21 protein-coding genes and 1 pseudogene are annotated in these 17,902 nt (G+C 54.7%); 13 read left to right on the top strand and 9 right to left on the bottom strand.

What is annotated here, in order from left to right; genetic code table 11:
• Positions 1 to 330: 330 nt before the first annotated feature.
• The gene (locus U9O48_RS00585) at positions 331 to 1,329 is read right to left on the bottom strand and encodes a class I SAM-dependent methyltransferase (RefSeq protein WP_285146236.1); all 999 of its coding nucleotides are present in this window, start codon (positions 1,327 to 1,329) and stop codon (positions 331 to 333) included.
• Between the two features lie 138 nt (positions 1,330 to 1,467).
• On the opposite strand from U9O48_RS00585, the gene U9O48_RS00580 reads away from it, so the two are divergent.
• The 12 genes from U9O48_RS00580 to U9O48_RS00525 all read left to right on the top strand — a co-directional run bounded on the left by U9O48_RS00580 (position 1,468) and on the right by U9O48_RS00525 (position 10,408).
• Positions 1,468 to 1,902: a hypothetical protein gene (locus U9O48_RS00580; RefSeq protein WP_285151029.1), complete on the top strand. Its 435-nt coding sequence runs from the start codon at positions 1,468 to 1,470 to the stop codon at positions 1,900 to 1,902.
• Positions 1,903 to 1,954: 52 nt separating this feature from the next.
• On the top strand, positions 1,955 to 2,683 hold the full coding sequence (locus U9O48_RS00575; RefSeq protein WP_285146238.1) for a MerR family transcriptional regulator: 729 nt from the start codon (positions 1,955 to 1,957) through the stop codon (positions 2,681 to 2,683).
• 97 nt (positions 2,684 to 2,780) lie between these two features.
• Positions 2,781 to 3,191 carry a hydroxyisourate hydrolase gene (uraH, locus tag U9O48_RS00570; RefSeq protein ID WP_282492077.1) on the top strand — a complete coding sequence of 137 codons (411 nt, stop codon included), beginning with the start codon at positions 2,781 to 2,783 and terminating at the stop codon, positions 3,189 to 3,191.
• A gap of 183 nt (positions 3,192 to 3,374) precedes the next feature.
• A complete protein-coding gene (locus U9O48_RS00565; protein ID WP_285151031.1) occupies positions 3,375 to 3,800 on the top strand; it encodes a nuclear transport factor 2 family protein in 426 nt (141 codons plus the stop codon).
• Positions 3,797 to 4,516, top strand: a complete 720-nt coding sequence (locus tag U9O48_RS00560) for an SDR family NAD(P)-dependent oxidoreductase (RefSeq protein WP_324723300.1) — start codon at positions 3,797 to 3,799, stop codon at positions 4,514 to 4,516. Before U9O48_RS00565 ends, U9O48_RS00560 begins: the two co-directional genes overlap by 4 nt.
• Entirely contained in the window at positions 4,513 to 5,769 is a 1,257-nt protein-coding gene (locus U9O48_RS00555; RefSeq protein ID WP_324723299.1) for an NAD(P)/FAD-dependent oxidoreductase, read from the top strand. Before U9O48_RS00560 ends, U9O48_RS00555 begins: the two co-directional genes overlap by 4 nt.
• Positions 5,766 to 6,488, top strand: coding sequence for a DUF1365 domain-containing protein (locus U9O48_RS00550; protein ID WP_324723297.1), 723 nt, complete (start codon positions 5,766 to 5,768; stop codon positions 6,486 to 6,488). The genes U9O48_RS00555 and U9O48_RS00550 overlap by 4 nt, the downstream gene beginning before the upstream one ends.
• On the top strand, positions 6,485 to 7,705 hold the full coding sequence (locus U9O48_RS00545) for an SAM-dependent methyltransferase (protein WP_285151034.1): 1,221 nt from the start codon (positions 6,485 to 6,487) through the stop codon (positions 7,703 to 7,705). The genes U9O48_RS00550 and U9O48_RS00545 overlap by 4 nt, the downstream gene beginning before the upstream one ends.
• Positions 7,702 to 8,187, top strand: coding sequence for a DUF2878 domain-containing protein (locus U9O48_RS00540; RefSeq protein WP_285151035.1), 486 nt, complete (start codon positions 7,702 to 7,704; stop codon positions 8,185 to 8,187). Before U9O48_RS00545 ends, U9O48_RS00540 begins: the two co-directional genes overlap by 4 nt.
• Positions 8,184 to 8,729, top strand: coding sequence for a DUF3833 domain-containing protein (locus tag U9O48_RS00535; protein ID WP_282492084.1), 546 nt, complete (start codon positions 8,184 to 8,186; stop codon positions 8,727 to 8,729). Before U9O48_RS00540 ends, U9O48_RS00535 begins: the two co-directional genes overlap by 4 nt.
• Positions 8,726 to 9,685 carry a DUF523 and DUF1722 domain-containing protein gene (locus U9O48_RS00530; RefSeq protein WP_324723294.1) on the top strand — a complete coding sequence of 320 codons (960 nt, stop codon included), beginning with the start codon at positions 8,726 to 8,728 and terminating at the stop codon, positions 9,683 to 9,685. Before U9O48_RS00535 ends, U9O48_RS00530 begins: the two co-directional genes overlap by 4 nt.
• Before the next feature lie 270 nt (positions 9,686 to 9,955).
• Positions 9,956 to 10,408 (top strand): SymE family type I addiction module toxin, encoded by a 453-nt coding sequence (locus U9O48_RS00525; RefSeq protein ID WP_324723293.1) that lies wholly within the window; start codon positions 9,956 to 9,958, stop codon positions 10,406 to 10,408.
• Positions 10,409 to 10,452: 44 nt separating this feature from the next.
• Here the strand turns inward: U9O48_RS00525 and U9O48_RS00520 are convergent, their stop codons facing one another.
• Positions 10,453 to 10,884, bottom strand: a complete 432-nt coding sequence (locus tag U9O48_RS00520; protein ID WP_324723292.1) for a hypothetical protein — start codon at positions 10,882 to 10,884, stop codon at positions 10,453 to 10,455.
• Positions 10,884 to 14,210 (bottom strand): annotated as a pseudogene (locus U9O48_RS00515) (hemagglutinin repeat-containing protein); the annotation flags it as partial. The gene U9O48_RS00520 and the pseudogene U9O48_RS00515, both read right to left, overlap by 1 nt.
• Before the next feature lie 427 nt (positions 14,211 to 14,637).
• On the opposite strand from U9O48_RS00515, the gene U9O48_RS00510 reads away from it, so the two are divergent.
• On the top strand, positions 14,638 to 14,961 hold the full coding sequence (locus U9O48_RS00510; RefSeq protein ID WP_324723291.1) for a SymE family type I addiction module toxin: 324 nt from the start codon (positions 14,638 to 14,640) through the stop codon (positions 14,959 to 14,961).
• Between the two features lie 73 nt (positions 14,962 to 15,034).
• On the opposite strand, the gene cdiI is transcribed toward U9O48_RS00510, so the two are convergent.
• From cdiI to U9O48_RS00480, 6 genes are all read right to left on the bottom strand, one after another.
• The gene (gene cdiI, locus U9O48_RS00505; RefSeq protein WP_324723289.1) at positions 15,035 to 15,385 is read right to left on the bottom strand and encodes a ribonuclease toxin immunity protein CdiI; all 351 of its coding nucleotides are present in this window, start codon (positions 15,383 to 15,385) and stop codon (positions 15,035 to 15,037) included.
• On the bottom strand, positions 15,382 to 16,125 hold the full coding sequence (locus tag U9O48_RS00500; protein ID WP_324723288.1) for a CdiA family toxin C-terminal domain-containing protein: 744 nt from the start codon (positions 16,123 to 16,125) through the stop codon (positions 15,382 to 15,384). The genes cdiI and U9O48_RS00500 overlap by 4 nt, the downstream gene beginning before the upstream one ends.
• A gap of 144 nt (positions 16,126 to 16,269) precedes the next feature.
• Positions 16,270 to 16,764: a DUF4279 domain-containing protein gene (locus tag U9O48_RS00495; protein ID WP_324723287.1), complete on the bottom strand. Its 495-nt coding sequence runs from the start codon at positions 16,762 to 16,764 to the stop codon at positions 16,270 to 16,272.
• A gap of 208 nt (positions 16,765 to 16,972) precedes the next feature.
• Positions 16,973 to 17,209: a hypothetical protein gene (locus tag U9O48_RS00490; RefSeq protein ID WP_324723286.1), complete on the bottom strand. Its 237-nt coding sequence runs from the start codon at positions 17,207 to 17,209 to the stop codon at positions 16,973 to 16,975.
• A gap of 73 nt (positions 17,210 to 17,282) precedes the next feature.
• Entirely contained in the window at positions 17,283 to 17,438 is a 156-nt protein-coding gene (locus tag U9O48_RS00485) for a hypothetical protein (RefSeq protein ID WP_324723285.1), read from the bottom strand.
• Positions 17,439 to 17,638: 200 nt separating this feature from the next.
• The gene (locus U9O48_RS00480; protein ID WP_324723284.1) at positions 17,639 to 17,902 is read right to left on the bottom strand and encodes a MafI family immunity protein; all 264 of its coding nucleotides are present in this window, start codon (positions 17,900 to 17,902) and stop codon (positions 17,639 to 17,641) included.

The following is a 17,902-nucleotide window of genomic DNA, read 5'->3' as shown; positions in this document are numbered from 1 at the left end:
GTTGACTGGAGGTAGGGGCGACGCACAGGGATGTGCGTCGAGGGCGCTGCTTTACAGGGACGTTACCTGCGCCCGTCCCCGTCGCCGGAAGGAATAAGACGAGGGCACCGCGAAGCGGCGATTTACCGCCGGGAGCCCGGGTTGCCAGGGTGGTGGCGATTGAGCCACCCTGGCACGTTCACGGGTATCGTGGTGACAGAGAAGCACGGTTCGCAAAGTGAACGGAATAACCACAGCACTTACATGTTCCCCTCACCAACAGAGCCGAGTCCCTCCCTCACCCTAACCCTCTCCCACAGGGAGAGGGAACCGATCGAGCAAAACCCCCAATCAAACCCTAATCTCCATCACCGCATACACCCCATCCTTCGGCACTATCACCGTCACCTTCTCCGCCGGGATACCCGCCGCGATATGAATATCCTGCAACTGCTGCAGCGAGCGCGGGAAGATGTGCGCCCAGCCGATGCAGCGCAAAATGAAGTCGATCTGCGGGCTGGTCGTGAGCATATTCGACACAATCACTGCCCCGCCGGGCTTCACCAGCCGTACGGCGCGCTGGAGGAAAATCACCGCATCGGTGTCATTGAAATATTCGAAAATTCCCAGCGCGTCGACCAGTTCGGCCTGATGTTCGCCCAGCTCCAGCACTAAATCGTCGCTGCGGATCAGGGTATGCACCAGGTGCCGCTTGAGCAGCGTCAGCTGTTCCCCGACGTTCAGCCCCTCCTGCGCCGCCATGGTTTCGGCCCAGCGCAGGGCGACGGGGTCGTCGTCCACCAGCGAAAGGTGCACCTTCTGCCCGTCCAGTTTTGCCGTGCGCAGCGCCTCCAGCACCGGGATCGCCGCGCCGCTCGCGAGGCTTATCCAGTCGCTTTCGATCTCATTGTGAATGTACTTGTCCACCAGCGCGCCCAGCACCTGCGCGCGGGATCGCACGCCGATGGCGTCGTTGGCGTGGATAAACCACTGGCGGCTTGCGCTGTCCATTCGTGTGCCTTCGGGCAGGCGCTCTTCCAGCGGGTTTTGCACCACAAACAGTGCCAGCGCGGAGGGCACCAGCCGTGCGCGCCAGGCCGCCATTGCCGGCCGCGTGCGGTACGCCTGGTCGGAGTGAAGATGCTGCGGGATCAGCCTCGGCAGGCCGTTTTCGCCCTCTTCCAGCAGCGGGGGCAGCAGTTCAGGGTTGGCTTTCATGGCCTGATTGAGGGCGTTGATCTCCCGCGTAACGTCGTCTTTCATCGGCCATTGGTCGCTAATATCGGGGAACGAGGCGCTGTAAATCGTCATCGTTGCCGGTGCATCACCGCGAAAAGAGTGCCAGTTCATCTCGTTATCCCCCCGTTCGACCCTAACCGGAAGTCTATGCAAACGGTGCGGCATTGCCCTACGAAAAATGCACGATATGCCTTAATGATCGGCTCACCTGTGTCGCTCTGAATCGCTATACACGGAGGAGCGCCCACAATGAAAAAATTACTATGGTTACTGCTGCCGCTGATGCTGACGGGCTGCGCCAGCATTGTCGGGAGCAACGAAGAGACGCTGTATATCGACAGCACCCCGACAGAGGCGTATTTCGCGGTTATCGGGCGCGATGGTGAGATGATCGCCACCGGACAGACGCCGCAATCCGTGGTGCTGAAAAAATCCGACGGGAGTTATTTTGGCAAGCGGGAATACACGCTGACGCTGAAACAGGAGGGCTACTACTCGACCATGATGCCGCTCGAATACCGCTTCAGCCGCTGGTACACCTTCGGCAATATCATCTTCTTCGGCGTGCCGGGCTGGTTCATCGTCGACCCGTTCTCCGGCGGCATGTATACGCTCAAAGAGGAGCGCGTCCACGCCATCCTGCGCCCCTGCCCGCCGGGGCCGTTCAATCACATGTGCTCGTAACAACCGGAATTCGTAGTATATTGAGAGTCATCTTGATCAGCAGGCGCACCCCATGTCTTACTCCATCGGCGAATTCGCCCGACTTTGCGGCATCACCGCCACCACGCTGCGCGCGTGGCAGCGTCGCTATGGTCTGTTGAAACCCCTTCGCACCGATGGCGGCCACCGTCTTTACAGCGACGACGACGTGCAGGAAGCGCTGAAGATCCTCGACTGGGTGAAAAAAGGCGTGCCGGTCAGCCAGGTGAAGCCGCTGCTGGCGCGGCCCGGCGCGCGGCGAACCAATAACTGGGTCACCCTGCAGGAGAGCATGCTGCAGCGCCTGAAAGAGGGGAAAATCGAGTCCCTGCGCCAGCTGATTTACGACTCAGGCCGCGAATCGCCCCGCCCGGAACTGGTGACGGAAGTCCTGCGCCCGCTGCGCAGCCAGGTCTCGGCGAATATCCCGGCGATCATGACCCTGCGGGAAATTCTCGACGGGATCATCATCGCCTATACCTCGTTCTGCCTCGAAGGGGATAAACGCGCGCCAGGCGATAACTGCCTGATCACCGGCTGGCACCTCAACGACCCGTGTGAAATCTGGCTCGAAGCGCTGAAACGCACGGGGCAAGGGCATCGCATCGACGTCCTGCCGATCCCGCCCGCCACCCTGGCCCCGGAGATTTTCCCGGATCGCAAATGGTTGCTGGTCACCACCGGCAAATTAACCGCCGCGCGCAAAAAACAGATTGAGCAGTGGCAAGAACAGGTTATTTCGCTGGACGTCATTACCCTGTAGACGATATTTCCCTCGCCAGTTATCACAAAAGATTGAATATTTTCCTGCCGCCAGAATGCTAACGTTTTCCTGTATTCATCAAAAACAGGAAAACAACATGAATAAATTCTCCGGCCTGCTGCTTTTATCCTCCATCGCCTTCGCCCCCGTCGCCTTTAGCGCACCGATGGGCACCCTGAGCGTGCATATTCTTAACCAGCAGACGGGCACGCCGCCCCCTGGTGTGACGGTCACACTGGAAAAACAGCAGCAGGGCAACTGGGCGATGCTGGCGAGCGGCAAAACCGACCACGACGGGCGCATTAAATCGCTCTATCCAGAGGATCAGGATATGCAGCCCGGCGTGTATAAAGTGACCTTTAAAACCGGCGATTACTTCCAGAGCCAAAAACTCTCCTCGTTTTTCCCTGAGGTCCCGGTGCTGTTCACCGTCACCAAAACCAACGAAAAACTGCATATCCCGCTCCTGCTGAGCCAGTACGGCTACTCCACCTACAAGGGTAGCTGACCCGTCTTGCGCTCCCGCCCCGCTATCGGGAGCGCATTTTACCGCACAAAAACACTCACCCTATCAATCTGAAATTACTCATAAATAAAAAATAACTCGAATCAAACTTGGACAAACACACACGTTTGTGCAAGTTTTAGGTATGGGTTTTATATCAGGATCGTCCACTGCAAGGGTGAATCAATGAGCGCCGTCATCGATCGGTTTATGAGTTACTACGCCGGGCTGGAAAACCAGCCGCCATCGGCGCTGCCTGCGCTCTATCACCCTGAAGCGGTGCTGATTGATCCCTTCGGTGAGCATCAGGGGCTGTTCGCAATCCAGCGCTACTTCACCCATCTGCTGGCCAATGTGGACCAGTGTCATTTCTCCATCGATAAGCCGTTCATCGACGGCGACCGTTTTGCCCTCACCTGGACCATGCACTGGTCGCATCCGCGTTTGACGGACGGCGAGACGCTGGCGCTGCCGGGCTGTTCCGTGGTGGAAATCCAGGACGGCACGGTGAAACGCCAGCGGGATTATTACGATGCCGGAGAGATGATTTACGAACACCTGCCCGTCCTTGGCTGGGCGGTGCGCGGTGTGAAAAGGAGGGTGCGCCCATGATGACTGTCCTCATCACCGGCGCCAGCTCAGGGATTGGCGAGGGACTGGCGAAGTCCTGGGCGGATGACGGCTGCCGCGTCATCGCCTGCGGCAGGGATGCTGCCCGCCTTGAGGCCCTGCGCCAGTACAGCCCGCTGATCTCTCTGCGTCAGTTTGACATGACCGACGCGCAGGCCTGTCGCGAGGCGCTGGCCGACTGCCGCGTGGATCTCGCCGTGCTGTGCGCCGGAACCTGCGAATATCTCGATCATGGGGTGATCGACGTCGATCTGATCGCGCGGGTAATGAGCACCAATTTTACCGGGCCGATAAATTGTCTGGCTGCGCTGCAGAACACGCTCGCCCCCGGCAGCCGCGTGGTGCTGGTGAGTTCGATGGCGCACTGGCTGCACTTCCCGCGCGCCGAGGCGTACGGCGCCTCCAAAGCGGCGCTGACCTGGTTCGCCAACTGCCTGCGTCTGGACTGGGAGCCGAAAGGCGTGGCCGTCACGGTTGTCTCCCCTGGCTTTGTCGACACGCCCCTGACGCGCAAAAATGATTTCCCGATGCCCGCGAAAGTGAGCGTCGGGCAAGCCGTGGCTGCCATCCGCCGCGGCGTGGCGAAAGGCCGGGCGCACATCGCCTTCCCCACCGGATTCAGTCTGGCTTTGCGCCTGCTGGCATCTCTGCCGCAGTTTATGCAAAACGCGCTGCTGCGCCGGATGGTGCGCTCATGAACATCGCCATCATCGGGAGCGGCATCGCCGGGCTGACCTGCGCCTGGCGGCTGGCCGGGCACCATCAGGTGACGCTGTTCGAGGCGGCCCCCACCGTTGGCGGCCATACCGCCACGGTCGATGTCACCACCCCGTCGGGGGAGTATTCCATCGACACCGGGTTCATCGTCTACAACGACCGCACCTATCCGCGCTTTATGGGCCTGCTAAGCGAGTTAGGTCTCAGTGGACAGAAAACGCAGATGAGCTTTTCCGTGCACAACCCGGCAAGCGGGCTGGAGTACAACGGCCACACGCTCTCGACCCTGTTTGCCCAGCGCCGCAATCTGCTGAACCCGACGTTCTGGCGGCTGCTCAGATCGATCGTGCGTTTTAACAAACTGGCGAAACAGGCGCTGCGCGAGGGCTCCAGCAACAACCACACCCTGCAAACCTTCCTCGATCAGCACCGTTTTAGCCCGTTCTTTGCCCGGCATTACATCCTGCCGATGGGCGCAGCGATCTGGTCCTCGTCGTTGCAGGAGATGCGCCGTTTTCCATTGGCGCTGTTTTTACGCTTTTTTGAGAATCACGGGCTGCTGGACATCACCCATCGTCCCCAGTGGTACGTGGTGCCCGGCGGATCGCGCGAATATGTCCGCGCCCTCGTCACGCAGCTGGGCGATCGCCTGACGCTGCGCACGAATGCGCCGGTGCAGAAGGTGATCCGCCACCCCCACCGCGTGGATATTGAGCTTGCCGACGGAACGCACAGCTTCGATCAGGTCATTTTCGCCTGTCACTCCGGGCAGGCGCTGGCGCTGCTGAATAACCCAAGCCTTGCGGAAAAGCAGATCCTCGGCGATATCGGCTGGCAGCGTAACGAGGTGGTGCTGCACAGCGACCGCCGCTGGCTGCCGGTGCGCGAGCGCGCCTGGGCGAGCTGGAACTATCGCCTGAGCGACCAGGAGCAAAACAGCGCCTGCGTCACCTACAGCATGAATATTTTGCAGGGCCTGCCCGCGGGCGCGCCGCTGTTCTGCGTCACCCTCAATCCGGATGCGCCCATCGACGAGCGCGATGTCTGGCAGCGCTTTGTGTATGAACATCCGCAGTTCAACCCCAAAAGCTGGCGCGCCCAGTCGCGCCGCGCCGAGATCAACGGCCAGCAGCGAAGCTGGTTCTGCGGCGCTTACTGGTACAACGGATTTCACGAAGATGGCGTGCGCAGCGCGCTCGACGTGGTGGCGGGGATCGCGAGGACCGGAACATGAACAGTTGCCTCTATCAGGGCGTGCTGCGTCATCGCCGCCTGCTGCCCCGGCCACACCATTTCCGCTACAGCCTGTTTATGGCGTGGCTCGATCTCGACGAGCTGGCGCTCCTGCCGTCGCTGGGTGTCCGCCGCAACCGCTTTGCCGCCGCGTCGTTTTACGACCGCGATTATCCGCTGGGCGAGCCGCTCAAAGCGCAGGCTCTCGCCAGGCTGGAGACGCTGACCGGCGAACGCCCCGACGGGCGGGTGATGCTCCTGACCCAGCTGCGCTATTTCGGCATCCATTTTAATCCGGTCAATTTTTACTACTGTTTTGACCGCCAGGACGTGCTGCGCTGGGTGCTCGCCGAAGTGCGCAACACGCCGTGGAACGAGCGGCATTACTACGCGGTGAACGGCCAGGAAGCACGCCCAATGGCGAAAGCCTTCCACGTTTCGCCGTTTAATCCGATGGATATGGTCTACCACTGGCGTTTCAACTGCCCGGCAAAAACCCTGCACATGCACATTGAAACGCATCAGGAAACCAAAGTGTTTGATGCCACGCTGATGCTGACCCGTCAGCCCCTGACCCGCCCGGCGCTGCGTTCGCTGCTGTGGCGCATCCCGCTGATGACGCTCAAAACCGTCCTCGCGATTTACTGGCAGGCGCTGCGTTTGTGGCTCAAACGCGTGCCCGTCCATCCCCATCCCGCCAGCAGGAGTGAACGCTCATGACCGATCCCGTTTATGCGCTTGAGCCAGATTATCCGCGCAACGCGCGCATGGCGCGCTGGCTGCTGTTCCGCCTGCTGGGAGACTTGCAGCAGGGTTCGCTGACCGTGCGCGAGGGCAACCAGACGTTCCATTTTGGTGACGCCAGCGCGGCCCTGCACGCCGAGGTGGAGGTGCTTTCTCCGACGCTTTACCGGCGATTGCTGACCGGCGGAAGTCTTGCCGCCGCCGAAGCCTGGATGGACGGCGAGTGGGAGACGCATCAGCTCACCACGCTGCTGCAGATCCTGGCCCTCAACGGCAAAACCCTGGGGCGGCTGGAGAGCGGATTCCGCCTGCTGGGCAAGCCCGTCGAACGGATCCGCCACTGGGCGCGCCGCAACCACCGCCAGCAGGCGCGGGAAAATATTGCCGCCCATTACGATCTGGGCAACACCTTTTACGCCCAGTTTCTCGACGAAGAATTGCTCTACTCCAGCGCCCTGTTTACCTCGCCGGATCAGGATCTGACCGCCGCGCAGCAGGCCAAAATGGCGCGACTCTGCGATCAGCTGGCCCTGACGCCGGACGATCACCTGCTGGAGATCGGCACCGGCTGGGGCGCGATGGCCGAGTTCGCCGCCCGCCAGTACGGCTGTCGGGTGACCACCACCACGTTATCCTATGAGCAGTTTTGCTGGGCGCAGGCGAGGATTGCCCGCGCAGGCTTACAGGACAAGGTTCAGGTATTGCTTTGCGATTACCGCGACTTAACCGGGGAGTTCGACAAGCTGGTGTCGGTGGAGATGATCGAAGCCGTCGGCAAAACCTTCTTGCCGGAGTTCTTCCGCACCTGCCAGGCGCGCCTGCGCCCCGGCGGCAAAATGGCGATTCAGGCGATCACCATTCAGGACCAGCGCTACCGCAACTACAGCAAAAGCGTCGATTTCATTCAGCGCTACATCTTCCCCGGCGGCTTTTTGCCGAGCATCACGGCGATGAGCGATCTCATGACGCGCCACACGGATTTCGTGGTGCGCAACCTGTTCGACATGGGCCCGGACTACGCCCGCACCCTGACACACTGGCGCACGCGCTTCCTCCACGCCTGGCAGGATATTGAAAAACTCGGCTTCGACGAGCGCTTCCGCCGCATGTGGCTCTACTACCTGGGCTACTGCGAAGCGGGGTTCAACGCCCGCACCATCAGCGTGGTGCAGCTGACGGCAGAGCGCGTATGAACCGTCACGTGCAGGTCTTCATCCTCGCCATCGCGTTCGATTTTTACTGGACGATGGTAGTGATCTTTCGCGAGCGCGGGGTGATGGTGTGGCTCGCGCTGGCGCTGCTGGCCTGCCTGATGCTCAAACCAATCCAGCGACTGTACGCCATTCTGCTGGCGGTCGCGGGGAGTTCTCTGGATACGCTCTGGTCGTTGACCGGCCTGCTGCGTTTTAACGGCGAAGGGATTTTGCCGCTGTGGATGATGGCCCTGTGGCTGATGTTCGCCTGCGTCTGGACCCAGCTCACCACCACCACCGCCCTGCCGCGCTGGCTGCTGGTGCTGATGGGTACCGCAGGTGGCCCGGTGGCCTATTTTCTCGGCGAGCGTCTGGATGCGATCGTCTTTCAGGCCCCGGCCTTCATCGTCCTGAGCTGGATGGCGATGGGATGGCTGGTGCTGATCCTCTTTTTCCACCTGCTGGTCGGGAGGCAACCATGAAACGTTTTCTGGCGGTCAGTCTGGCGGCGCTGATGCTGCTGGCGGGCTGCAGCACGGATATCAGCGAGTATCAGGGCAAAACGCCAAAACTCGATATCTTCCGTTATTTTCAGGGCCAGACCGAAGCGTTCGGCATGGTGCAGGACCGCAGCGGGAAGCAGATCCGTCGCTTCCACGTGGCGCTGAACGGCGAAGTGCAGGCCGATACCCTGACCCTGAGCGAGCAGTTTGTGTATGACGACGGCGAGAAGCAGCAGCGCGTGTGGCACATCCGGCGCGTCAGCGCCGATCGCTATGAAGGTCGTGCGGGGGATATCGAGGGCGTGGCGACAGGCCAGGCGGCGGGAAACGCCTTCAACTGGCGCTACAGCATGAACGTCAAAGCCGACGGCAAAACCTGGCTGTTGCACTTCGACGACTGGATGTATTTGCAGGACGACACGCATCTTTTCAATAAAACCGCGATGACGAAGTTTGGTTTCAACGTCGGCACCGTCACGCTTTTCTTCACCCGGAAAGACAGTAAGGGGGCAACACCATGAACACCAAACCCACGCTCGGTATTAGCGGATGTCTGACGGGCTCAGCCGTGCGGTTCGACGGCGGGCATAAACGCATGAATTTCCTGATGGATGCCCTGGCGCAGTGGGTGACGTTCAAACCCGTCTGCCCGGAGATGGCGATTGGCCTGCCCGTTCCGCGCCCGGCGCTGCGTCTGGTGAAAGCGCCCGACGGCGACATGCGCGTGCGCTTTACCTTCGCGCCGCACGAAGACGTGACCGACAAAATGACCGATTTCGCCGCGGGCTATTTGCCGGGGATCGCCGGTTACGACGGCTTTATCGTCTGCGCCAAATCCCCGAGCTGCGGCATGGAACGCGTGCGGATCTACGATGAAGCGGGCAACCCTGGCCAGAAAGAGGGCAGCGGGGCGTTCACCGCCGCGATGCAGGCAAAATACCCGTGGCTGCCGGTGGAGGAAGACGGTCGGCTGCACGACCCGGTCCTGCGCGAGAACTTCATCGCGCGGATTTTTGCCCTGCACGAGCTGAACGCGATCCGCGCCAAAGGCCTGACGCGCCGCGCGCTGCTGGCGTATCACAGCCGCTACAAACTGCAGCTGCTGGCCCATAACCAGGCGGCGTACCGCGAGATCGGCCCGTTCGTGGCGTCGATGCACGAGTGGCAGGATCTGGAGGCGTTTTTTGTGGCCTACCGCGACAAGCTGATGGCGATCATGAAGCAGCCCGCCTCACGTAAAAACCACACCAACGTGCTGATGCACATCCAGGGCTATTTCCGCGAACAGCTCAACGCCCGCCAGCGCCTGGAGCTGCGCGAAGTGATCCTCAACTACCGCGCCGGGCAGCTGCCGATCCTCGCCCCGCTCACGTTGCTCAAGCATTATCTGGCCGAGCATCCTGACAACTATCTTCTGACGCAAAACTATTTCGATCCGTATCCGCAGGATCTGGGGCTGCGGCTGGCGATTACCTGAGACTTTAATACATAGTTCAAAACGAGAGACCCTGGCCCGAAGGTCCTTATATGCCACACTTTTAGACGACAAACCTCACTGTCGTCTTTTTTTGTTTATGGTTATTTGTTTTCCTGAATCCGCCTCGCATTTTTTAATTTTTCCCGTAAACAAGGCACTGTATTTTTATTCAGTTCGGTATAATGGGGGCAGCTAAAAAAGAGATCGCGGCATAAAGGTGTGTCACCACCTGTATACCGCTAACCACAAACAACTATCAAGGAGTTGAATATGGCTGACAGCGATATTAAGCCAGAAGTGATTATTTCCAAAACAGATTCTGAAACTTTGGCCAATATTTCCAGAAACCGCGAAGCGGTACGCAAAAATGGCGTTCGTGCTGTTGAAAAGAAAGCAAAAGGGATTTCTAAAAGCGTACGACGTATGACGGTGAGTTATGTCAGTACCCGCCACTACGATCGCAAGACCGAGAGAACCCGGCGCTACACCCGCAGCGCCAGCCTGCGCCTGAACGGCCACTGGATGGAAGAAGCCGGGTTTACCACTGGTACCCCACTGGATGTACGGGTGATGCCGGGGTGCCTGGTGATCACTACTCGTCCGGAAGAGACTTCTTTTATGAAAGACCTGAACAAGATCAGCCGTTTGCCGGAGAAAGAGCAGGAGCAGGTGAGGCGGTTTTTGACGGGAGTGGCAGCGAAGGTGGTGCTTGAGGCGGTGTGATATTAGGTTAATAATTCCCGCCGGATAAGGGCGGGACTTTATATTTATCTCATGATAGTAACTCTGGATAAATTATCATTCTGATTAAACTGTAAATGAAGTGAATACTCCTCATTTTCATACTTTATCCAACGATCAATATAACCCATAAGTGCATCCGTTTTTCCACCACCTGAAGACAATGGCCAACCTAATATTTGAACAGCCTCTTGCTCCGAACTATCAATTGATACTGGCAACTCCCCTTTATACTCAAAAAAACCCTCATCCTTCTTTGCATAAAAAGTAATCTGATCTACAACTTCATCTTCTAATAAAAACAAAACACCTGACTGTAAAAACGAGTAATAATTCCTGTCACCTAAAACACTCTCCTCGATCTTAGGCAACTCATTAAAATTACTTGAAATATTAAAAAATTGACTATCAAATTTTGAGCAACCTAACAACTTAATAAATTCATTCCATATCAACATTATTTTATTACTCCTTTTTGAGAATTCCTTTCCTTGAGTTGGATTATTGCATCATCGACAAGTTTAGGATCATATCCCCGATCCAACATATTCTTTCTCAGTGCATCTGTATCACGACATTCTGCACCACAAAGATTTATCGCATCTTGTTTTACTTGGGATGGCGTATTTTTACCACCATAAGTAGGGCCAGCCTGATGTACATCTTTAGGTACTTCAATAGCTGTTGCATTGTTATATAGGCTTTTTTCTTCTGCTGGAGTTAATTTTCTCCCCAGCTCATTTTCTTTTGCCTGACGAATTGCAGCAAATGATGGGATATGATCATGTTCCAGTCCATCACCAACTACAGAACGATCTTTAAGTTCTTTATATGAACCAACATCTAGCGGCTTAACTGCCTGAATTTCATCGCTGGCTTTATTGATTAGCTTGGATGCTTCCGCCACATCACCTTTCTTCAGGGCTGTTTCAGCCGCCTTGATGGCCTTACCGGCAGCATCACCTGCGCCAGGAATAATCCCTATCGCAGCTGCCAGGTAATCCAGCGCCGACTGCGCTTCCGCAAAACTCTTGATATCACCCACGACAGGTACGAAGTCAGCGCTCAGCGACACCGTTTCTTTCAGCGCTTCACGCCGCTCTTCGTACATCTTCACCGTGCAGGCTTCGGCGCTGATGCCGCCGCAGTTTGCCTTCTTATAACGCTCGTTTTCGGCTTCAACCTGCTCACCGGCCTTCTGCTCTAGCGTCTTACCTTCAGACTGCGCCTGTGCAATATCACTCAGCGCATTATTCTCAACCGCATTCTTCCCAGCCCCCGCCCCGGCAGCTGCGCCAGCCGTATTGCCACCCGCAAGCCCACCTGCTATACCTGCCGAAATACTCGCCAGCGAACTGATGGTCTGCTTCTGTTCTTCCGTCAGATCAGACATTTTTACATCAGGGTAATAAATCCCGGCAATGGCTCTCGCAATCACCTCACCGGATGCCGCACCCACGGCTCCTGCCGCTGCACTATTGCCCTGAATAGCCGCCACAGCACCACCCAGGATCGCATGCGCTATCGCGTTGACTGCCGGATCACCTTCCGTTGATTTCAGCAGATGCGCCAGCTCCGGCGCCGATGCCCCCGCCAGCGCACCACCGATATTGCCGCCCGCCAGTCCCTGCAACGCTGCTGTGGCCGCCTGGATACCGCGCTGGATATCGCTGCCGGTGCCGAACTTCTTCATCTCACCCTGGTATTCCGGTGTGGCACGCAGTTTCGCCAGATATGCCAGACGCTGTTCTTCCGTCGCATTCGCCGGAAGATCGCCGTATTTATCTTTTGCCTCTTTCAGTCCGTTCAGATCCCCCTGCGTCCGCGCAATGTCCGCTACCTGGCTGCCGATTTCGCTGATCATCCCCACCGCTTTCAGGCGGTTCTGTTCTTTTTCCTTATCGAATATCGGGCTGATGCTGTCGTTGGCGTGCTCCGTGTCGCGGCTCAGGTCTGCCACGTCCTGTTTCTGGCTGGCCTTGTCACGAATGGTTATCGTGCCGTCCGCGATTGCCGCCTGGGTGGTGCCCTCCGCGTGGCCTTTGTTGCCCGCCGCTGAAATCATCCCGCCCGGCATGTTGCCCTGGAATTCATCCCCGAAGCTGCCGCCGCCGCTCAGACTGATGCCCGAGTGCTGGGTTTTGAAATCGGCTTCGTTGTGCAGGTCGCTGAAGCCCAGCATCCCGGTATCGAGGCTGTTTTTATCCGCCGTTGCCGTGGATGCGATGACCGCCCCGTCGAGCTGGGTGTGGTTACCGACAGTGATGTCGAAGCCGCCGTCACCGGCAAACAGCCCGGTCTGCTCGGCGACCGAGTCGAAGCGGCTCTTCATCTTGTCCTGGCTGGCGTTGATGTAGCCGGAGCCAGACATCGTGCCGAAGGTAAAGCTGCCGCCTGCCGCCACGCTGGTCTGCTTGCTGTCGTACTTGTTGGTGTCCTGCTGGCTGCTCATCAGCAGGTCATGACCGACGTCGGCGACAATTTTATTGCCGTTGACCTGCGCCCCGTCGAGTACGGTGTCGTTTCCGCTCTTGATGGTGACGGTTTTGCCGCTGTCTATTGTGGTCTCGGTCCAGTCAGTGCCGTTGCCCTTATCTTTCCCATGGGCCGCGTTGACGTTGGCGAACACGCTGATGCCCGCACCGTTGCCGCCCCCACCGATACTCACGCCCACACCGCCGCCGCTGCTGCTGTTCTTGCCGCTCGACTGCTGAGTATTCGCCGCACCGCTCAGCAGAATATCGTTCTGCGCATCCAGTGTGGTGTCGCCGCCCGCTTTCAGCTGGCTGCCTGCAATCACGATATCGCCGCTGTTCGGGCCGCTGCCTTTCCCGTTCGCGGTGATGGAGAGGTTATTGCCCGCGTTCAGCGTGCTGCCCGTCACCGCATCGCTCTGCGCGTGCTGTTCTGATTTCGATTTTTGCGTGGTGAGTGAGAGGGCCACCCCCAGCGCATTCGGATCGCCAGTGGTCGCGGCCATGTCCACCGCCTGCCCGGCCTGCACACCGGACAGCGCAGTTTTAGTCGCCTGCAACGCCGCCAGTCGCCCATCGCTCTCCTCATGCGCATCCTGCGCCGCACTCACCGCGTTGTTAATCGCACCACCCACTGTGCCAGACAGCGCGACCGTCAGCCCGCTTTTCTTCTGCTCGAAGGTTTCATCGCGGGTACGTTTGTCGTGTCCTGGTTCGATGATGACGCTGCTGCCGCTGAGGTTTAAATCTTTCCCGGCCACCAGATCGGCGCCGCCGATATGCGCCTGGTTTCCGGCAGAAATATCCACGTTGCCGCCCGTCGAACCGACGGTGCTGAAGCTCTGGCTTTGCGTCGTTCCCTTCTCACGCAGATCGTGCGTCGATTTGCTGCTGCCAATGGTGAAGCCGATGCCGCCCGAGCCCATCAGGCCGCTTTTCTTCTCTTCTTTGAAGCGCCAGTCCGTATTGCTGTTGGTCGCCGCCACAATATCGACGTTGTTACCGGCCCTGAGCGTGACCTGATCATCCCCGACCACGCCGGAGCCTTTCACCAGCAGGTTATTCCCCGCCGCAACCTGCACATTATCCCCGCTCAGCAGCGTGCCGCTTTCATGGGTGGCGCTGCTCTCCTCGATGGTGTGCGTGGTTTTTTTGCTGAGGAAACCGCTCTTGGTTTTGGTCCGCTCTTTGTAGTAGTAATCGCTTTCCGTGGCGGTAGTGAGATTCACGTCGCGACCCGCCACAACGCCGATGTCTCCCTGCGCGGCTTCTGAGTTCACATCCCGCCCGGCGATGACCACGGTGTTGCCGCTGATGGTCGCTTTTCCCACCACAGGATGCTGTGGTCGAGGGAGGCAATATGCTGTTAGTTTCCTGTGGGTCGAATACGTAAAGTGGGAGTATCTGAAATATTAAGGAATGTGTTAACCGAATTATTAAAAACGTAACGTTACATGAATTGATATTAATTCCTGAAGCAGCATCGTAGTTTTTAACATTGCCCGTTAATCATGCACTGTATTTTTATTCAGTAAGGTATAATGGGCACAGAGAAACAACCGTAAAGCCGCAACAGGAAAGTAATATAAGACGATAAATTCAGATTATTAAAGAACGCGGTGTAAAGGTGTTAGCGCATCCTTACACCGCTAACCACAAACAACTAAATATGAGTTGTATATGGCTGACACAAATACTAAGCCAGAAGTGATTATTGCCAAAACAGATTCTTAAACTTTGGAATATATTTCCAGAAATCGCGAAGCGGTACGCAATAATGGCGCTCGCCGTTTGCATAAAGAGAACGCAATACCTCAGGTAGAAGAGAAAGCGGAACGTGTTTCTAAAACCTTACGGCGTATGACGATATGTTATGTCAACATCCGCCATTTCGATCGCAAAACCAAGAAAATCAGGCGCTATACCCGCAGCGCCAGCCTGCTCCTGAACGGCCACTGGATGGAAGAAGCCGGGTTTACCACCGGCACTCCGCTGGATGTACGGGTGATACCGGGTTGCCTAGTTATTACGAAACTGCTCAAAGATCCTCCGTGTCCTTAAGACTGCTTATAAGCAGCCCGCAACCAATGTCTTACAGTCTTAGTTCTTGGTCAGATGGTTGAGATCTCTTTTATCAAGTTGAAAGCTTTGATAACAAATGTTTGATATTTTCTGAATCATCAGGGTGAAGTTTAAGATAATATTCGCAGGCTAAGCGAGTGTATTTAAAACCAATTTCTTCAGAGACTATAATCTCCCCCTCCCAAACACCAAACATAATACCTTCAAAATGGAAATCAGGATCTATACTCTCAAAGTCTGGATAATGACAATATGTCTCATTAATCACAAATCCACATTTTTTGATAATATTATCCACTCCATAAACGAGCCGATTTTGTAGGTGTAATGAGTTAAAAAACTCTTTTATCACCCACAAGTTATCATTGTCATAATCTATTTTTTCGAAAATATACTCGTTCATTTCGTCACCGGAAAAAAGTTAGTTACTGTGCCAGTCTTGGGATTCACATACACCTGGAAATTAAGACCACCAGCTGTTGCCGTATACTCTCTCTTCCCAGATTTAATAGCATCTTGATAACCACTTGCTGCCGCTTGCTGACCCCAACTCAATATTTTTTCATCACTGTAAACTTTCGGATCGTAAATTATTTTTTCTAAAACATCATTTTTATAGCCAATAATATTACCAGCTCTATCTTTCGCTGGCACTTGATATTTAACATATGTAATACCATCAACATCAGGCTCCTGGGATAGAACTTTCACACCATTATCAGCAACGGCCTTATTAAAGGTATCAGCATTGTGCGCTCCTGAGATGCCCTTTTTCTGCGAGTAACCATCCAATGTTGAAAGATGTGCGGGCTGATTTATCTTAAAACTGATACCATCAGGGTAAGTCACTTCAGCTACATTACCGGTTGTTTTTATTATTACCTTTTGTCCGGAAGCTGTTTCAACCACAGTTGTTTTTGGTACAACAGAATCAACGCCTTTCATTCCAGCAATGATGCTAACAATCGCATGAGTCTGCATTGCATCATCGTAAGTTCTAGCAACCTCATCCCACGTCTTACCCGGATTGTTGGCGACAATCCCTTTAATCGCCGCATCACGCGTAATGCTTCCCGCATCCAGCCCCTTCATTATAGCGTCAGCATTCGCGTAATCTTGCGGGAAGATATCCTTATAGGACAATCTGTACCCCGCTGCGCTATCACCATATCCTTCCAGCGCTTTCTGTGCTTTTACAACCAGCTGTCCGCAGTTTCTGCAGCTTTCTCTGTGTATGCCCCACATTCTTAATGTAGAGAATGGGTTGACATTGAGCTAACGGAGATTTTAATACGATTCATCTTCATCATCAAAATATATATCAAAGGAGCATTCGAGGCCTAGTTCTGCCATACCTGCCATTTGATGTGGCCATAAAACAGGGCCGCCATGGTCAAATTTTGAACGCCAGGTACATCTGAGGGTAATTTTAACACCATTAATATGTTGAACTTCTGATAGGCCGACTTTAACCGGTGATAACAGCATCAATATCCAATCAATGTGCTCCCTCAAATCCTTTGAATTCACTTGCGTTTTGGACGACAAAAACCATCCAGCTAACTTTATCTCCCTGGTTTTCCCTCGGCTGTTAACAATTTTGTCACCTAACACATTTACTTGAGTCGGTTTAATACCCAGCAAACGTGTTATTTCCTGAGGATGGGTATTTCCTGTATATATTGATAACTCCGTATAGCACTCTGAGCAAGTTGAATAATCATGTGCTACAGGTGTCATCATTGAATCACTCGTACTCATGATTTCATTATTGATACCCATGTCTACTCTTTTGTTATCGTAGGTGTCTGTTTCTATTTAGTAATTACCGTAATGACTCTTGCCCTGACTTGTTCAAACATGGCACTGATTTGGATTTCATCACGATTTCCCAAGCAATCTATTTTGCTGGTGTATCAGTATTCGTATACAAAACACTGAGGGCACAAGCAGACCATACACACTTTCCATATTTCAGGAAATTGAAACCCTATATCGTCCCCCAGTAGCCGAGAAAAGGAGCTTGAGGAGCAACAAGTCTCCAGGTATCGCATGACTTCAAACAAATAAACCACTTCTCTTCAAAACCCCAGCCGGCATAGTTTTCCTGAACGGGGACCTGGATTACCCTTCCATTTTTAACTTGATCATCAATCCATATTTCAAAGCGTTCATATTCATATGGAGATGAAAATGCGTCGATGACTTCCCAACCACATTCATTCATTTTTTATCCAAGAAGAGTCAATTTTAACATTTTTCTGGAAGAGAACTTGACTTCCCCTACCAACTAATCCTCCTTAAGGTGCTGCAATGCCTTCATAATATTTAGTCCCTGCAGGCACCTCAATTTTTACTACTTTTGTCGCTGTATTTCCCCATTGAGGATTAAGAGCGCTATCATTAATTGATTGGACAGGACCTGATGGTTTTGCCGTCGTCAAATAACCACCCATTTCCTGAGCGGTTCCACCATAAACGCCATATAGTACGGTTGATTGTTGAGTAACAACTTCGGAATACGCACCACTGAGGAATGTATTCGCAATACCTTTTCATCGGCCCATACTGTGTAACTATTTTACTGTTTTCCAAAAATCAACAGATATAAACCTGTTAATGATACGATGTAAATAGTTCTAATAGTTGGTATTATCTATCTTAAAACCAACTCTTTTAAATGTAGCAGGCTAATATCATCAACATCCATTTCTAGTAAATTGCAAATTTGTATAGCTAAATCATACTCTTCCCGTGTAATCCGCACTTTAAATTCGCTTAGATGATCGCAAATAGTTTCAAAAGCTAATCCTCTTTCACCGTGATTAACATAATTTATCGCATCTTCAAGCCGCTCACTTTCCAATCGATTTGCAAACAACCGCCCGAAACTTTTTATTCTTTCATCTATATTAGTCAT

The sequence above is a fragment of the Lelliottia sp. JS-SCA-14 genome (genome assembly GCF_035593345.1).
Classification (GTDB): domain Bacteria; phylum Pseudomonadota; class Gammaproteobacteria; order Enterobacterales; family Enterobacteriaceae; genus Enterobacter; species Enterobacter wanjuensis.
This window is presented reverse-complemented; position numbering and strand designations above follow the sequence as displayed.

What these genes read in the sequence shown, in the direction of transcription:
- U9O48_RS00540 (WP_285151035.1), top strand. Translation starts at nt 7,702, where the DNA reads ATGAACCGTCACGTGCAGGTCTTCATCCTCGCCATCGCGTTCGATTTT.
- U9O48_RS00565 (WP_285151031.1), top strand. Translation starts at nt 3,375, where the DNA reads ATGAGCGCCGTCATCGATCGGTTTATGAGTTACTACGCCGGGCTGGAA.
- U9O48_RS00545 (WP_285151034.1), top strand. Translation starts at nt 6,485, where the DNA reads ATGACCGATCCCGTTTATGCGCTTGAGCCAGATTATCCGCGCAACGCG.
- U9O48_RS00485 (WP_324723285.1), bottom strand. Translation starts at nt 17,438, where the DNA reads ATGGGTGGTTATTTGACGACGGCAAAACCATCAGGTCCTGTCCAATCA.
- U9O48_RS00580 (WP_285151029.1), top strand. Translation starts at nt 1,468, where the DNA reads ATGAAAAAATTACTATGGTTACTGCTGCCGCTGATGCTGACGGGCTGC.
- U9O48_RS00490 (WP_324723286.1), bottom strand. Translation starts at nt 17,209, where the DNA reads ATGAATGAATGTGGTTGGGAAGTCATCGACGCATTTTCATCTCCATAT.
- uraH (WP_282492077.1), top strand. Translation starts at nt 2,781, where the DNA reads ATGAATAAATTCTCCGGCCTGCTGCTTTTATCCTCCATCGCCTTCGCC.
- U9O48_RS00480 (WP_324723284.1), bottom strand. Translation starts at nt 17,902, where the DNA reads ATGACTAATATAGATGAAAGAATAAAAAGTTTCGGGCGGTTGTTTGCA.
- U9O48_RS00520 (WP_324723292.1), bottom strand. Translation starts at nt 10,884, where the DNA reads ATGTTGATATGGAATGAATTTATTAAGTTGTTAGGTTGCTCAAAATTT.
- U9O48_RS00525 (WP_324723293.1), top strand. Translation starts at nt 9,956, where the DNA reads ATGGCTGACAGCGATATTAAGCCAGAAGTGATTATTTCCAAAACAGAT.
- U9O48_RS00560 (WP_324723300.1), top strand. Translation starts at nt 3,797, where the DNA reads ATGATGACTGTCCTCATCACCGGCGCCAGCTCAGGGATTGGCGAGGGA.
- U9O48_RS00550 (WP_324723297.1), top strand. Translation starts at nt 5,766, where the DNA reads ATGAACAGTTGCCTCTATCAGGGCGTGCTGCGTCATCGCCGCCTGCTG.
- U9O48_RS00535 (WP_282492084.1), top strand. Translation starts at nt 8,184, where the DNA reads ATGAAACGTTTTCTGGCGGTCAGTCTGGCGGCGCTGATGCTGCTGGCG.
- U9O48_RS00555 (WP_324723299.1), top strand. Translation starts at nt 4,513, where the DNA reads ATGAACATCGCCATCATCGGGAGCGGCATCGCCGGGCTGACCTGCGCC.
- U9O48_RS00575 (WP_285146238.1), top strand. Translation starts at nt 1,955, where the DNA reads ATGTCTTACTCCATCGGCGAATTCGCCCGACTTTGCGGCATCACCGCC.
- U9O48_RS00530 (WP_324723294.1), top strand. Translation starts at nt 8,726, where the DNA reads ATGAACACCAAACCCACGCTCGGTATTAGCGGATGTCTGACGGGCTCA.
- U9O48_RS00495 (WP_324723287.1), bottom strand. Translation starts at nt 16,764, where the DNA reads ATGGGTATCAATAATGAAATCATGAGTACGAGTGATTCAATGATGACA.
- cdiI (WP_324723289.1), bottom strand. Translation starts at nt 15,385, where the DNA reads ATGAACGAGTATATTTTCGAAAAAATAGATTATGACAATGATAACTTG.
- U9O48_RS00585 (WP_285146236.1), bottom strand. Translation starts at nt 1,329, where the DNA reads ATGAACTGGCACTCTTTTCGCGGTGATGCACCGGCAACGATGACGATT.